Below are 14,649 nucleotides of genomic sequence, written 5' to 3' on the forward strand. Positions count from 1 at the left end.
CCTGGGGGCGACATGGCTTCGACGTGGGTCGCAAAACCTGAGGTGCATGCCGAGGTGCGGGAAACCTCGTAAAACTATCCGCAAACCAATAGTTGCCAACGACGACAACTACGCTCTCGCTGCTTAATCCCAGCGGGCCTCAGACCGCTGCCTGCCTATGGACGGCGGATTCCTGGGGTAAAAACACATAGGATCGTGGTGACGGGCGTCCGGACCTGAACCGCTAAAACCTAACGGAATCGCCGACTGATCGCCCTGCCCTTCGGGCGGCGGAAGGTTAAACACAATAGAACGGGCTAAGCATGTAGAACCAATGGCAGAGGGCTTGCGGACGCGGGTTCGATTCCCGCCGCTTCCACCATTTAAGCATCCAAGCACGTCCAGCACGATCCGAGAACCCGCCTAAGTGCGGGTTTTTTATTGATTAGTTGTCCGTATGGGGGTAACATCGTCCGCGAACATCCACTAGCACACGGGGGTAACTTTTCGGGGTAACCGAGATACCCCCATCGGGAGTTACCCCCATGCCACTGACAGATGCCGCTGTTCGTAACGCCAAGTCTACAGACAAGCCTTTCAAGCTGGCCGACGAGCGCGGCCTATTCCTGCTGGTGACACCGAGCGGGGGTAAGTGGTGGAGGCTCAAGTATCGCTTCAATGGCAAGGAAAAATTGCTGTCGCTTGGAACTTACCCCGATGTGGCTTTGAAGGATGCCCGCACCCGCCGCGACGAAGCCCGTAAGCTGCTGGCCGCTGGCGTCGATCCCGGTGAGCACCGCAAAGCGCAGAAATCAGCCCGTGAGGATCGAGCGGCCAACAGTTTCGAGGTCATCGCCCGTGAGTGGTACGCCAAGCACGCGCCGAACTGGGTTGCGGCGCATGGGGACAGGATCATTCGCCGACTAGAGCGCGATATTTTCCCTTGGATTGGCGGGCGACCAATTGCCGATATCGCCGCGCCTGAATTGCTGGGCGTCGTTCAGCGGATCGAAAAGCGCGGCGCACTCGAAACCGCACACCGCGCCTTGCAGACCTGCGGCCAAATCTTTCGGTTCGCCGTCGCTACCGGCAGGGCTGACCGTGACCCGTCCGGTGATCTTCGCGGTGCGCTATCGCCAGTGAAAGGGGCGCATTTTTCAGCCGTGACCGACCCCGCACGGGTTGCCGAGATATTGAGAATGATCGACGGCTATACCGGCACAGTCACTGTCTGCTGTGCCCTGAAACTCGCTCCGCTGGTGTTCGTCCGCCCCGGCGAACTGCGTAAAGCTGAATGGGCACATATCGATTTCGACGCTGCCGAGTGGCGCTATACGGTCAGCAAGACCGGTAACCAGCATATCGTTCCGCTCTCCACTCAGGCGCTCGCTATCCTGCGCGAACTCCACCCGTTGACCGGACGCGGGCGCTATGTTTTTCCCTCAGCGCGTGGCGGGGATCGCCCGATGAGCGATAACGCCATCCTCGCCGCCATGCGTCGCTTGGGCATTCCCAAAGACGAGATGAGCGGTCACGGCTTCCGTGCGCTGGCGCGGACGATTCTTGATGAGGTGCTGGGTTTTAGGCCTGATTTCATCGAACACCAGTTGGCTCATGCCGTGCGCGATCCGAACGGCAGAGCCTACAACCGGACGGCCCATCTGGACGCCCGCCACAACATGATGCAGGCATGGGCTGATTATCTGGACGGGATCAAGCAGGGGGCGAAGGTTATTCCGTTGAAGCGGGCGGGGTAGCCCAAACAAAAGCAAGCCCCGAGACGGCACCACCCGCCACGGAGCTTTGACCTTCACCGATCTGCATGGGGTTCGGCAATGGCTGGAAATAAGTCTATATCCGCTGTTGTGCTGATTGAAGGCCGCGAGGCAATTCCAGTTCGTACAATTCCATTTGTGACCGGATGGATGCTTTCTCCTGACGTGCTCGCTAATGCGCTGGCGCTGACCGATATGATTCAGCGTCTTGTCATCGAGCGACGCCCGCCCCATGACGATGATTTCATAAGTTTTGATGAAGGTGAGACATCGCCCCTTCCAACGATCCGCTATTCGGCGCTCACGGCTTTCTGTCTGATCGAAAATGATTCCATTGTCGAGATGAAGCCAAAGGAGTGGGACTTGGTTGTGGACGACTTGGCCGGCCTATCGGCGCGTCTTGATGGAACTGGAAAATCCCGAGAGGAGCAGCGCCCCATTTGGATTAGAGAATCTATCCCGTTGCTGCCTGCTGGTGTTTTCGTGTGGCGCGACGAATTTGAAAGCGCATTTAGCCGCGCTTATGGGCAATATCGACTGGCTATTGTCGGCGAGCGCGACGGAGATCGGGGCTTAACATTTAATCCGATCATTCCATGTGAATTGCATGGTGCCGTGCTGGATGGTTTTTATGCGCTGCCAGACCCTGCGACGAATTTGCTGGCGCTGTCGCCCGCTGAAACAACCCCTCATGGCAAGTCTGGCGCGGGGTATATATCAAAAAAACTGGCAGCACTGAATCAAGCAGCTACGCGCTTCTGGGCAAACGCTGACCCTAGCGATAAATCCACCCACCCAGACAACAATGAAGTTTCAAACTGGCTTATCAAGCGAGGTTATTCTGAGACGCTCGCCCAAAAGGGTGCATCAATCGTCCGCCCCGATTGGGCATCGGTAGGGCGTAAGCCAGAAGAATAGCGACCCCCGCTAACTCAGCAACGGCGCGGGCTGAAAAGGGGTGACACCGTTAAAGGTGACACCCTTTCTCTTTTTAATGCTTGTCGGATGCGATTGAATCGACTCGTGTTTCAACAACCGAGATCGAATCGCAATGGCGAATCAACTCCCCGAGACTGGGTTTCTCCGTCTCCCTCAAATAATCGGTGATAAAAAGGTCGGTACCCCCCCACTAATTCCTGTCGGCAAAAGCTGCTGGTGGGCAGGAGTCAAAACAGGTCGTTTTCCAAGCCCAGTAAAGCTAGGCCAGCGCGTAACGGTATGGCGCGTTGAGGATATCCGCGCGCTGATTGAAAACGCGCAGGGAGCCGCCTAATGCCTACCAGATCGCAGAAAATCCGCGCAGAACGGCGCGAGAAGCTGGCCAGACAGTGGCCGGAAATGAAAAAGCCTGTTGCGGGGCGCATCCACAACAGGCTTGCAAAGATTCAGAAATTAGGCGTATTTTGGAAAAAGGACGACAAGCCTTTAGCAGAGGTGCGTCGTCCCAGGGAGTTAGCAGCTCCCTGAGTAAAGTCCGACCCTAGCGGACAACGACGCAAAGACGATTGTACACCAACCCCCGTGCGCTCGCACGTTTGGCTCTTGCGTCACCTGCCCGTTGCGGTCGGTCTCCCCAACCAACTTGGAGATCGACACGATGAAAACCGCACGAAAAACCCGAGTCCGCTTCGGACAGTTCAACACACCTGAAGAGCTGCTGGCCGTCCGTGCGGACGCGCACGCTGGTCTGCATATCAATGCGCTCGAAGCAACACTAATCCGTGTTGCAGCGGTGCTCGATTTGCTGACCGCCGTCACCAGCGACCTAGCCAACGGCTCCGTTGTGAACCAGCAAATCCTTGCGGATGGCATTTGGACGGCTTCGGGGCTGGTGGCTGAAGCCCGCTTGATCGTGGAGCACGTAAGCAAGGGAGGTGCCGTGCAATGACCAAGCGCCCCCAAGGACAGGGGGCTTCGGCCCCCACTAGCACTAGCCCAACGCCGATCAAGTTACCAATCAACGGGCTGACCATCGACCCCGAAATCCAGCAGCGCACTCGCGTGGACGAGGCGCTGATTGCTGAGTATGCCGAAAACATCGGTGACTGGATTCACGCCGCGCCAATCGTGGTCTTCAGCGACGGCTATTCGCGTTTCGTCGCGGACGGTTTCCAGCGCACGGAGGCGGCCCGCCGCGCTGGTCTCTATGAAATCCCCGCGATTCAGTTCAACGGGACGCGACAGGATGCCTTGCGCTATGCGCTGTCAGCCAATGCGACGCACGGTCGGCGGCGCAGTCGTGAAGACCTCGAACGTGCCTACGCGACCGCCGTGCGTGAAGGGTTCTGTCAGGCGGCTGATACCGAATGCGTGGCTTCACTGCTGAAGTGTTCGGCGCGTTGGGCTTCAGAACTGACCAAGCTGGCGCGAGAAGCGGCGAAGATCGCACGCGACGCGGAGATTCAGCGTCTCGCTGAGGATGGCAAGAGTCAGCGGGAGATTGCCGAGCAGGTCGGCGTTTCTGTGGGTTCTGTCAATGCGACTGTTCAGAAATGGAATACTTCCAAAACTGAACGCATTGATCCGGTCGCCCCTCCCCTAGCCAACGACTACGCTCAGGGCGATACCGCCCCCGAGCCGATCATCGTCGAAGAGATCGAGGGCGACGATCTCGCCGCCATCCGCGACGAGACGGACAAGCTCCATGCCGAAACTGCCGCGCCAGCGCCCGCTACGCCCGCTCCCAAACCGCCGACGGCCAAAGATGCCATGCACGCGGCCCATCGCGTCACGGGGCTGTTGGGGCTGGTGCGGCAAGCGTTAGAGCAGGTCGAGGACGCCGAAGTCTCTTTGCTCGAATCGGATGCGCGGATATTGATTCGTGAGCTACGCACCGCGACGGATCGGCTCGTGGCGCGATTCGGCGCGGAGGAGGTGGGTCATGCGTAAGGATCACTACTCTCCACCGGCCAAGTGGACGCGAGAGTTTCGGGGGGCGCTCAAGTTGTCGGACGCGCACTTCAAGGTCTACAGCTACCTTGAAAACGCGCTCGAGTCCCACGCCACCGGCATCTATTTCATCACCTTGTCGGCGATTGCCGAGATGGTCTGCGATGAACGTGATTTCGTGGCCCGAATCATGGAGGAGCTGGAGTCGGCGGGGCTGATTTTATGGGACGCCAAGGCCGATGTGGTCTATGTGCCGTGCGTCTGTGGCGAGCAATTTCGCTGGAGTGGACGCGCAGGAAAAGATCCAGAAAAGGATTTTCGCGTGACCGATGGGCGGCGGCATATCCAGTCGCTTCCAACCTCATATTTGATCGAGCTTTTCCTATCGCGCTGGCCGATCTTCAAGACCGACGAAGGGGCTTACCAAGGGGCTTACCAAGCCCCTTCACAAGGGGCTTACCAAGGGGCTACCCAAGCCCCATACCAAGCCCCAACTACAACTACCTTTTCAACTTCAAAGATATTAGACCCCTCCCAGACCCCCCCGACGCCCGACGCGCCGAAATTTCGCCCGCTCGATGATGACGGCATCGACATCGACATCAACGAGGAGGTGACGCCATGAAGCGGGTCACCACGCTCGAATACTTGCAACGGCTGACGCATGACGCTGGCTGGATCGAGCTATGTCGGATCGTCCGAGGGGTAGAAGCTGTCTGGGATGACCGGCCCGAGGTGATCTTGAACCAAGCACGGGAATGGGCCGGGGCTGGCAATCTGTTCACGACTTTGCAACGCATCGACCGTGACGCGCTGGTCGGCTATCTCACCGAGCAGCGACAGGCAGATCCCCGCAAACGGCCCCGCACGCCCGATCATGCGGTGAAACGCTATTGCCGATTGTTCTTCGACTTCGATCCGGTTCGACCGACCGGCACCAGCAGCACCGCCGACGAACTTGACGAGGCGCTGATTCGCGCTCAGGGGCTTCGGGATCGGTTGCTGGCGCTTGATTGGCCCCTTCCGGCGATAGCGATGTCCGGCAACGGCTGGCATCTGCAATATCGGACGGCGCTGCCCAACACACCGGAGACCCGTGAGCAGTTGGCGCTGATCTATGCCGGATTGCACAGGGAGTTTTCGGACGATGTGGTCGAGTTCGACCGGGCAGTTCGGAATCCGGCGCGATTGTGTGCGTTGTATGGCAGTGTGAAACGCAAGGGGCCGAATACGGCTGACCGACCTCATCGGCGTTCGGCGATTTGGTTGCCCAGTGACTGGAAACAGGTGCTCCCGAAGCAGGTCGCTGCATTGGCCGATTACTTCGCTCGCCAATCAAGTCAGACGCGCTCGACCGGCACGGCAGCCCGTAGCGCGACTCGGATCGAGGGACAGGGCAATTACGCATCCCTCGATGTGGTGCGCTGGTTTCAAGCGCATGACGCCTATGTCGGTCATTTGGAGGGCAACAAGCACGGGGTGCGCTGCCCGTGGTCGAGCGAGCACACCAGCCCGTCACCGAAAAGCGGCTCAGATACCATCGTTTTCGAGTCTGACGGCGGCTGGCCCGGGTTCTATTGCCATCACGCCCACTGTCAGGGGCGGACGATCCGCGATGTCATGGCGTTGTGGGGGGATGCCGACGCCTTCTGTTCTGAGGCCTTTCAGTCACGGAGGGCCGCGTGATGTTCGATCTCTACCCACATCAGGCGGCACTCATTGACGAACTGCGGGCGGGATTTGCCCAAGGCCATAAGCGCCAGCTTTTGGCGCTCGCCACCGGAGGGGGCAAGACTGTGGTAGCAGCGCATCTGGCGCGGCTGGCTGTGGAGAAGGGCCATAAGGCGCTGTTTGTCGTGGATCGCATCGAGCTAGTCGGTCAGGCCGTGCGGACGTTCAGCGAGATCGGGCTGACCGTCGGCGTCTTGCAGGGCGAGAACACCAGCTTTTCGCGGGATGACGACATCATCGTTGCCTCGATCCAGACCATCCGGGCGCGACAAGCTCCCGATTGGGCACATGTGGTGTTGGTTGACGAGGCCCACATCCTCCACAAAACGCACATCCAGCTCATGGAACGCTGGACGGCAATTCCTTTCATCGGCTTGAGTGCGACGCCCCTTCGCAAGGGATTGGGGCGGTATTTCACCAATTTGGTGCGCGGCCCGTCGATCCGCTGGTTGACCGACAACGGATTCCTCGTGCCGGTGCGCGGTTTTGCGCCAGCTTCGGACGCTGTGGCTGATGCGCTGAAGGGCGTCAAGGTTCGTGGTGGCGATTACATCGAAGCCGAACTAGGGCGAGCGATGAATCAGGCGGCGCTCGTCGGGGACGTCGTGACGACTTGGCAAGAACGCGGAGAGGACAGGCAGACGTTGTGCTTTGCGACCAGCATCGCGCACAGCAAGGCGCTTCGTGATGACTTTGAGGCGGTCGGCATCAGCGTTGGACATCTTGACGCTTACACCGCGACCGACGAGCGGCGCGACCTGATCGCCCGATTTAAGACCCGCGACATCCGCATTCTGACTAGCGTCAACGTGCTTGGGATCGGCTTTGATGTGCCGAGTGCGTCGTGTTTGATTCTGGCCCGCCCGACACTCTCGGAAGCTTTGCACATGCAGCAAATGGGGCGCGGAATCCGACGTGCCGAGGGCAAGGTTGATTGCCTGATCCTCGACCACAGCGGGAACACGCTCAAGCACGGGTTGCCGGTGCATTTTGAGGTTCAAGACTTGAATACCAGCGAGAAGGGCACGGGCGAGGTGCGCAAGCCCCGCGACAAGGATGCTTTGGTGGCGTGCTCGCACTGCGGGGCGCTGATGGAGCGTGTGCAAGTGACCTGTTCCGAGTGTGGCATTGACCGGCCGCAACGCAAATCGAAGGTGATGACCCGCGACGGCGATCTCGTGGAATTTGGTGCGGCGGATATGGGGCTGGTGGCTGACATGGACGAACGGCGGCGTTTCTATCGGGGAGTCATGGGCCACGCCATTCTGAATGGGAAAAAACCCGGCATGGCGTTTCACCTAACCGTTGAGCGATTCAAGGGCTGGAAGCCGCCGTACCAGTGGCAAAACTTAGAGCCTGACCTTGACCCGCCGGAGGATGTGACACGCTGGATTCGTGCCCGAAACATCCGCTGGGCCAAAGGCCGCGGGCGAGCGCACGGTTAGAAGGCGAGTTGGCCGGACTCACCATCCGGACCTTTTTTGGGGGGAATTTATATGTTGACTGAAGAGCATCGCGCTCAACGGCGGCGCGGCATTGGTGGATCGGACGTAGCTGCGATTGCGGGGCTGTCACCGTGGCGCACACCGCTGGACGTTTACCTCAGTAAGGTCAGGGACGTGGAGCAGTCGGACAGCGACGTCATGCGCTGGGGGTCGATCCTAGAAGCGCCCATCGCCGACGAGTACGCTCGACTGACAGGCAACCGGATTCGGCGCATCAATCGCGTGCTGGCGCATCCAGAACACTGTTACATCTTGGCGAGTCTCGACCGGCAAATTGTCGGGCATCCCGATGGCCCCGGTGTGTTGGAGATCAAAACGGCGGGGCGCTGTTCCGCCGAATGGTATCGTGCTGATCGGCAAGACTGGCGCGTGGTGCTGCCTTTGCGCGAGCTATGGCCGACTCTCGGTTCGTGGGACGGCTTGGAATGGACGGCGGAACTGTCGTTATCTGGGTTCGCGGCTGTTGTGCGAGAAGCGGCAGCGAGCAGACCGCTCAAAACGCCCGTAGCGACGCTGGCAAGTCATGGCTATGGTGTTGGAATACCCATCCGGCGCAATCGCTCTAATGGCCGCTGGCGCTGGAATATGCGTCTAGCAGTTGTCTAGCTACAAATCTAGCAGTCGGCTAGACCAGTGCTAGATTTTGGCTAGAATGCTGGCTAGATCAATGCTAGAAACGAGCTAGATATGAGCGAACAGCTTGCTTTGCGCTTTGCCGCTGGCACGAAAGAGCGCATCCGCGCCTTGGCTGGTGATGGCGAATCCATGACCAGCGTGCTTTTGCGCGGGATTGCTGCTTTGGAAGGTCAGGGCGCGATTGACGGCACCGAGCCGGAGCAACCACACAATGACCGTCTTGCAGTCATCGAGCAGCGTCTGGATGTGCTGGAAGCTGGTCTTGCGCCCGCCGACGATGGGGTGGCCGGCTACCCCCTCATCGTCAAAGAGGGCGCAGTTCGGATGCAGGCAACAGGCAAGGCACCGGCTGAGATCCGCAAGGCCATCGAGCAGGCTTGTGGTCGGTCGCCTGACCCGAAGCATTTGGCTCGAACGCTGCGTCGTTGGGCATCGCAGACGACTATTTGACACCTGATTGAAGCAGGTTTGAACAGTATGGCGAAGTTTCAGAAAGGTCAGAGCGGAAATCCAGCGGGGAGACCACGCGGAATTGTGACTCAGGCGAAACTGCGCGAGGCGATCCTCGGCGACATCCCTGACATTCTTTCGACTTTGGTCGAAGCAGCAAAAGACGGCGATGTCGCCGCCGCCAAGCTGCTGGTTGACCGCACCATTCCGGCGCTGAAGCCGACAAGCGATCCCGTGACCTTCACACCGGGCGCAACCCTTACCGACACAGCCCACGCGATTATGCAGACCATCGCTTCGGGGCAGATGACGACCGATCAAGGGACGGCGCTGATCTCAGCATTAACGGGGCTGGCGCGGGTGATCGAGGTCGATGAACTCAGCCGCCGCATTGAGGCGCTGGAACGGGGCCACACCCATCAAGAGGTACCAAACCATGAGCAACCTCAAAGCACGAATTGAAAAGCTGGAAGATCGCATCAGGCCCGGAACCGTGTTGATCGTCCTGGCCGAACGGGGCGAGACCTCAGAAGAAGCCATCGAGCGGGCTGCCCGTGCTTGGCGGCGTTCGGCTGAGTCCTTCCCTGTGAAAATCGTGCTCGACTTTCACGGGGGAGCGGCGAAGCTGTAACGCATTACAAACGGGTTACTAACCTGTTACGCGGGTGTCCAGCAGGAGTCCCCTGAGACTCCCGCGGTATTCCCCTGAGTGTCCCCGGGGACATTTTCCGGCAGAGGGTCAGATTTGAAATCAACTCGCCGTTTGCTGGGGGGTAGCATCATCCTGATGGGGGTAGCTTTGGGGGTAACTCACAAAGCAAGCCAGCAGGAAAGACTTAAATATCAGCATCTTGGCTTCACTGTTCGGTAGTCGCCGCTTCCACCACCAATTTAAGCGTCTACAGATAGGGCGCTTACAAAAAACCCGCTGATCGGAGTCAGCGGGTTTTTTTTGCGTGATATATTGGGAATTTACGAGATTTATTTGAAACGCAACACAAAAAAAGCCGAGGTTTTCACCTCAGCCTTTGATACGCAAAAATATGGCGCTCTCTAGGGGATTCGAACCCCTGTTACCGGCGTGAGAGGCCAGCGTCCTAACCACTAGACGAAGAGAGCGGTACGTCGTGCAAGAATGGCGTATTATACGCGGCTTGCTGCTTGAGACAAGCGGCTTTTGAACGTTTGATGACTCACGGATAATCCTCGAAGATCCCATGCCGGATTCCGATCCTCATTCCGCTCCGCTTCGCCCCGGTCAACCGCGGGTGATACCACGCCCCGAACATATTCTTTCGCGTGCGCAGATCAGCGAGCAGGCGTTGCGCGTGCTCTATCGCCTACGGCAGGAACAGTTTCAGGCCCATCTGGTTGGTGGTGGGGTGCGCGATCTGCTGTTAGGCCATGAACCCAAAGATTTTGACATCGCCACCGATGCCACGCCGGAGCAGGTGCGTGATGTGTTCCGCAACTGTCGGCTCATTGGGCGGCGTTTTCGTTTGGCGCATGTGTATTTTGGGCGCGACATCATCGAGGTGGCGACATTTCGCGGCACCGGCTCAGATACCGATGTTGAGGGCAGCGCCGACGCGGATCGCCAGGTGCGCAACGGCTTGATCGTGCGTGACAACATCTACGGCACCATCGAGGAAGATGCGCTGCGGCGCGATTTCACCATCAATGCGCTCTATTACGATATCGCCGATTTTGCGCTGATTGATTATGTCGGCGGACTCGATGATCTCCAAGCGGGCCGCTTGCGGCTGATCGGCGATCCGGTCAAACGCTATCGCGAAGATCCGGTGCGGATGCTGCGGGCGGTGCGCTTTGCCTGCAAGTTGGGGTTTAGCATCGAGCCGCTAACCGAACGCCCATTGTTCGAGCTGGGGCATCTGCTGCGCGATATTCCAGCAGCGCGGCTGTTTGATGAACTGCTCAAGCTGTTTCATTCCGGCTATGGGCTGGAAGTATTTGAAAAACTGCGTCATTACGGGTTATTTGGGCATCTGTTTCCCGCGACTGAAGCCTGTTTAGCCTGCGAAGAGCAGGATTTTCCGATCACCTTTGTCAGTCGTGGTCTGGCCAATACCGACACGCGCTTGGCGGAAGATAAGCCGGTGACGCCGGCCTTTCTCTACGCAATTTTGCTCTGGGAACCGGTGCGGCGACAGTGGGGTGAATTGCAGGCGCGGGGGTTAGAGAGTCACGAAGCAATGCAGGTTGCCGCTTCGCGGGTCTGCGTCGAACAACAGCCATTGGTGGCGATTCCAAAGCGTTTTGGGCTGCTGATGCGCGAGATTTGGACGCTGCAACCGCTGCTCGAACGGCGCGATGGAAAGCGCCCCTATCGGCTGATCACCCATCCGCGTTTTCGGGCGGCGTATGATTTTCTTGTACTACGGGCGCAGGCCGGTGAAGCGGATCCCGAATTGGCGACCTGGTGGACACGTTTTCAGGATGCCAGCAGCCAAGAACGCGCCCGCATGACCGATCCGAGTGCCCGCCGCAAACGCCGCTCGCGCCGCCGTAAGCCGGCGATTGCGAGTAGCAGCGAGACGGCGAGCTGACGCGCTCCGCTGTTTTTTCGATCCATCCATCTATCTATTTGCCTGTCTTTCGGAGCGAACCAATGGCCGTTGCCCCCGTATCCGTTGCTACGCTGGCTGCGATGAAGGCGCGTGGTGAGCGGATCGTCAGTCTGACCTGTTATGACGCCTGTTTTGCGCAGTTACTCGACCGCGCTGGCGTGGATGTGCTGTTGGTTGGGGATTCATTGGGGATGGTATTGCAAGGACACGCAACGACAGTGCCGGTGACTGTTGCGCAGATGGCCTATCACGCGGCAGCGGTAGCTCGCGGACGAGAACGGGCGCTATTGGTGGTCGATTTGCCGTTTATGGCCGCTGCGACACCAGAACGGGCGCTCGACCAAGCGGCGCAGTTGATGCAGGAAGGCGGCGCACAGGTCGTGAAGCTAGAAGGCGGTGCTTGGTTGGCTGACACGGTGCAGCGGCTGACCGAACAGGGCGTACCAGTCTGTGCGCATTTAGGATTGCTGCCGCAGTCGGTGAATCGACTCGGCGGCTATCGCTTTCAGGGGCGGGATGAGACCTCAGCCGAGCGCATCCGCCGTGAAGCGCAGTTGATGGAAGAGGCGGGCGCGAGTCTGCTGGTGCTCGAATGTGTGCCGGCGGCGCTGGCGGCTGAGATTAGCCAAGCGTTACAGATTCCGGTGATTGGCATCGGCGCGGGCGCGGGCTGTGATGGTCAGGTGCTGGTGCTGCACGACATGCTTGGGTTAAATCCTGGGCGACCGCCGCGTTTTAGTCGGGATTTTATGGCGGCTGGACGTAGCGCGATTGGCGAGGCGATAGCGGCCTATGTCACGGCGGTGCGCGAGGGCAGTTTTCCGGCGGCGGCTGAGACGCCGTATTGATTATTTTTTAAACCGCACAGGCGCAAAGAACACCAAGTTTTTTATTTAGAAAATCATTAAAAATCTTTCTTTGTGTTCTTTGCGCCTGTGCGGTTATTCATTCAAATTCATTTAATTCAAATTAAAACATGGCTGACACCACAATCGCACCGCTGCTCCAAGTCGAGCGCGTGGCCGACCTGCGCGATCAGGTGCGCCGTTGGCGGGCCGCCGGTGAGCGCATCGCCTGTGTGCCAACAATGGGCAATCTGCACGCCGGACATCTCAGCTTAGTCCGCGCAGGTCGCGCCCGTGCGGATCGCGTCGTGACGAGTATTTTTGTCAATCCGCTGCAATTTGCCGCCAATGAAGATCTCGACGCCTATCCGCGCACCCTCGATGCGGATTGCGCCCAGCTTGCCGCGACGGGCTGTGATCTGCTGTTTACGCCAACTGTGGACACACTCTATCCGCACGGTCAGGACGGTCACACACGGGTCGAGGTGCCGGGCCTTTCCGATTGGCTCTGCGGCGCGAGTCGGCCCGGGCATTTTGTCGGCGTGGCAACAGTGGTCTGCAAGCTGCTCAATCTGATACAGCCAGATGTCGCGCTCTTTGGCGAGAAAGACTTTCAACAATTGCTGGTCATCCGCCGTTTGGTTGAAGATTTGGCGCTGCCGGTTGAGATTATCGGCGTGCCGACCACCCGCGAAGCCGATGGCTTGGCGATGAGTTCGCGCAACGGCTATCTAACGCCCGCAGAACGCGCATTGGCTCCGGCGCTCTATCGCGTGCTGAATCAGACCGCCGAGGCACTGCGGGCAGGCGAAGTGCTGGCGCAGGCCGAGCACGCCGGACGCAACGCCCTCGCTGCCGCCGGACTGCGCCCCGATTATTTGAGCGTGCGCCGCGCCGAGGATCTCGCGCCAGCTGGCGCGGCGGATCGGGCGCTGGTGATTCTCGCCGCTGCCTATCTCGGACGGGCGCGGCTGATTGATAATCTGCGCGTGAACTTGGATTGATTAAGGATTGATTGATGTTGCTGCATTGCAGCAACGGCTGCTGTAGACTTGCACCAACTGCAATAGAAATATGACGACTGGGGCCGACTGGCCATCGAGAGGATTGAGTCAATGCATCTGACCTTGCTGAAGTGCAAGCTCCATCGCGCCTGTGTAACGCATTCGGAAGTTGATTACGAAGGTTCCTGCGCGATTGATGAAGAACTGCTGGAACTGGCTGGCATTCGTGAATACGAACAGATCCAGATTTATAACGTGACCAATGGCGAACGCTTCACCACCTACGCGATTCGCGCTGAAGCTGGTTCGCGGGTTATTTCGGTGAATGGTGCGGCAGCGCATAAAGCGGCCCCGGGTGACCGCGTCATTATTTGCGCGTATGCAACCTTAAGCGAAGCCGAGGCCGATGTATTTCAGCCGAGCCTCGTGTATCTCAACGAGCATAATCGCGTGATGCGCACCGGCAACGCCATTCCGGCGCAGGCGGCCTGATAGAGATTTAGAACCGCACAGCACGCAAAGAACCCAAAGTTTATTTATTTAACTTGGCGTTCTTTGCGCTTTTGCGGTTATTTTTCCAGCAACGCTTAACCGCATTTAAGCAGCCCGGTTGCTCCGCACACCAATCAAGGCACCCGGATCAAATCCCTGCATTCCAACCTCATCTGCGGTCATACCAACGGTTTCAGCACTGTCTAAAATCCGTTGAAGAATCTCATAATAAGCCATTTGCCGCCCTTGATCATAACGGTCAGCACCGTTTACGGCTTCAGCATCGCGGCGTAAACGCTCAACTGCATCTAATACGACAAAACGATAGTCATCGGGATTCGCCATTGCGTTCCTCCAAAATACCACGCAAAACGATGATCTGTTCTTTGAAATCAGCGATTTCTTCCGGCCAGTAACGCTCAATCAAGTCAGCGCGATGGTGATGAGATAAATCCGGTTTAAGATAGCATTGCGGATTGCGAATTTTATCTTCATGCAAACTGATTCGCTTTTCTAAAGAACGAATTGACTTCTCAATCTCGGCTGTCCGCGCATCTTTAAACCGCCGGTACAGACCGTTATTGCGTCCGCCGGATTGAGCGATGTCATAAGCCGATGACTTCACGTCCTTCAGTATAGTTTTTTCTGGTGCAGCGATTGGATACGATGCTTTGCCGCTCATTTATGTGACGAAGCTAAAGCTTCGTCACTAGATTGAGATCAGACTTTGCGTTCTTTGCGCCTTAGCGGTTATG

Annotated in this window: 18 protein-coding genes, 1 tRNA gene and 1 other RNA gene; 17 read left to right on the top strand and 3 right to left on the bottom strand. The window is 58.2% G+C overall.

Annotated elements, in window-relative coordinates; translation table 11 throughout:
- The first annotated feature begins 3 nt into the window (after nt 1-3).
- The 13 genes from ssrA (at nt 4) to BLW10_RS13700 (ending at nt 9,596) form a co-directional block, all read left to right on the top strand.
- Nucleotides 4-361, top strand: a transfer-messenger RNA (tmRNA) gene (gene ssrA / locus BLW10_RS04700).
- Between the two features lie 163 nt (nt 362-524).
- Nucleotides 525-1,736, top strand: coding sequence for a tyrosine-type recombinase/integrase (locus tag BLW10_RS04705; protein WP_091332646.1), 1,212 nt, complete (start codon nt 525-527; stop codon nt 1,734-1,736).
- 108 nt (nt 1,737-1,844) lie between these two features.
- A complete protein-coding gene (locus BLW10_RS04710) occupies nt 1,845-2,672 on the top strand; it encodes a hypothetical protein (protein ID WP_091332647.1) in 828 nt (275 codons plus the stop codon).
- A 354-nt stretch (nt 2,673-3,026) separates the two neighbouring features.
- A complete protein-coding gene (locus BLW10_RS04720; protein ID WP_091332649.1) occupies nt 3,027-3,221 on the top strand; it encodes a hypothetical protein in 195 nt (64 codons plus the stop codon).
- Between the two features lie 130 nt (nt 3,222-3,351).
- Nucleotides 3,352-3,642, top strand: coding sequence for a hypothetical protein (locus BLW10_RS04725; protein ID WP_091332650.1), 291 nt, complete (start codon nt 3,352-3,354; stop codon nt 3,640-3,642).
- Complete coding sequence (locus BLW10_RS04730; RefSeq protein ID WP_091332651.1) at nt 3,639-4,643, top strand: ParB N-terminal domain-containing protein; 1,005 nt, start codon at nt 3,639-3,641, stop codon at nt 4,641-4,643. The genes BLW10_RS04725 and BLW10_RS04730 overlap by 4 nt, the downstream gene beginning before the upstream one ends.
- Nucleotides 4,636-5,268: a hypothetical protein gene (locus BLW10_RS04735; protein ID WP_091332652.1), complete on the top strand. Its 633-nt coding sequence runs from the start codon at nt 4,636-4,638 to the stop codon at nt 5,266-5,268. Before BLW10_RS04730 ends, BLW10_RS04735 begins: the two co-directional genes overlap by 8 nt.
- Nucleotides 5,265-6,329: a hypothetical protein gene (locus BLW10_RS04740; RefSeq protein WP_091332653.1), complete on the top strand. Its 1,065-nt coding sequence runs from the start codon at nt 5,265-5,267 to the stop codon at nt 6,327-6,329. The genes BLW10_RS04735 and BLW10_RS04740 overlap by 4 nt, the downstream gene beginning before the upstream one ends.
- Entirely contained in the window at nt 6,329-7,819 is a 1,491-nt protein-coding gene (locus tag BLW10_RS04745) for a DEAD/DEAH box helicase (RefSeq protein WP_091332654.1), read from the top strand. The genes BLW10_RS04740 and BLW10_RS04745 overlap by 1 nt, the downstream gene beginning before the upstream one ends.
- A 51-nt stretch (nt 7,820-7,870) precedes the next feature.
- Complete coding sequence (locus tag BLW10_RS04750; RefSeq protein WP_091332655.1) at nt 7,871-8,485, top strand: YqaJ viral recombinase family protein; 615 nt, start codon at nt 7,871-7,873, stop codon at nt 8,483-8,485.
- Nucleotides 8,486-8,566: 81 nt separating this feature from the next.
- Nucleotides 8,567-8,965: a hypothetical protein gene (locus tag BLW10_RS04755; protein WP_091332656.1), complete on the top strand. Its 399-nt coding sequence runs from the start codon at nt 8,567-8,569 to the stop codon at nt 8,963-8,965.
- Between the two features lie 27 nt (nt 8,966-8,992).
- Nucleotides 8,993-9,427 carry a DUF5681 domain-containing protein gene (locus tag BLW10_RS04760; protein ID WP_091332657.1) on the top strand — a complete coding sequence of 145 codons (435 nt, stop codon included), beginning with the start codon at nt 8,993-8,995 and terminating at the stop codon, nt 9,425-9,427.
- On the top strand, nt 9,402-9,596 hold the full coding sequence (locus BLW10_RS13700; RefSeq protein ID WP_143117007.1) for a hypothetical protein: 195 nt from the start codon (nt 9,402-9,404) through the stop codon (nt 9,594-9,596). Before BLW10_RS04760 ends, BLW10_RS13700 begins: the two co-directional genes overlap by 26 nt.
- A gap of 413 nt (nt 9,597-10,009) precedes the next feature.
- Here the strand turns inward: BLW10_RS13700 and BLW10_RS04765 are convergent.
- Nucleotides 10,010-10,084, bottom strand: a tRNA-Glu gene (locus BLW10_RS04765).
- Nucleotides 10,085-10,182: 98 nt separating this feature from the next.
- On the opposite strand from BLW10_RS04765, the gene pcnB reads away from it, so the two are divergent.
- From pcnB to panD, 4 genes are all read left to right on the top strand, one after another.
- Nucleotides 10,183-11,532 (top strand): polynucleotide adenylyltransferase PcnB, encoded by a 1,350-nt coding sequence (gene pcnB / locus BLW10_RS04770; RefSeq protein ID WP_091332658.1) that lies wholly within the window; start codon nt 10,183-10,185, stop codon nt 11,530-11,532.
- Nucleotides 11,533-11,594: 62 nt separating this feature from the next.
- Nucleotides 11,595-12,401, top strand: a complete 807-nt coding sequence (panB, locus tag BLW10_RS04775; RefSeq protein WP_091332659.1) for a 3-methyl-2-oxobutanoate hydroxymethyltransferase — start codon at nt 11,595-11,597, stop codon at nt 12,399-12,401.
- 128 nt (nt 12,402-12,529) lie between these two features.
- Nucleotides 12,530-13,402, top strand: a complete 873-nt coding sequence (panC, locus tag BLW10_RS04780) for a pantoate--beta-alanine ligase (RefSeq protein ID WP_091332660.1) — start codon at nt 12,530-12,532, stop codon at nt 13,400-13,402.
- A 111-nt stretch (nt 13,403-13,513) separates the two neighbouring features.
- Complete coding sequence (gene panD / locus BLW10_RS04785) at nt 13,514-13,894, top strand: aspartate 1-decarboxylase (RefSeq protein ID WP_091332661.1); 381 nt, start codon at nt 13,514-13,516, stop codon at nt 13,892-13,894.
- A 105-nt stretch (nt 13,895-13,999) separates the two neighbouring features.
- Here panD and BLW10_RS04790 read toward each other — a convergent pair whose 3' ends face one another.
- Nucleotides 14,000-14,239, bottom strand: a complete 240-nt coding sequence (locus BLW10_RS04790) for a hypothetical protein (RefSeq protein ID WP_091332662.1) — start codon at nt 14,237-14,239, stop codon at nt 14,000-14,002.
- Nucleotides 14,223-14,576 (bottom strand): hypothetical protein, encoded by a 354-nt coding sequence (locus BLW10_RS04795; protein WP_091332663.1) that lies wholly within the window; start codon nt 14,574-14,576, stop codon nt 14,223-14,225. The genes BLW10_RS04790 and BLW10_RS04795 overlap by 17 nt, the downstream gene beginning before the upstream one ends.
- Nucleotides 14,577-14,649: the final 73 nt, after the last annotated feature.

The sequence above is a fragment of the Allochromatium warmingii genome, from assembly GCF_900107145.1.
GTDB lineage: Bacteria > Pseudomonadota > Gammaproteobacteria > Chromatiales > Chromatiaceae > Thermochromatium > Thermochromatium warmingii.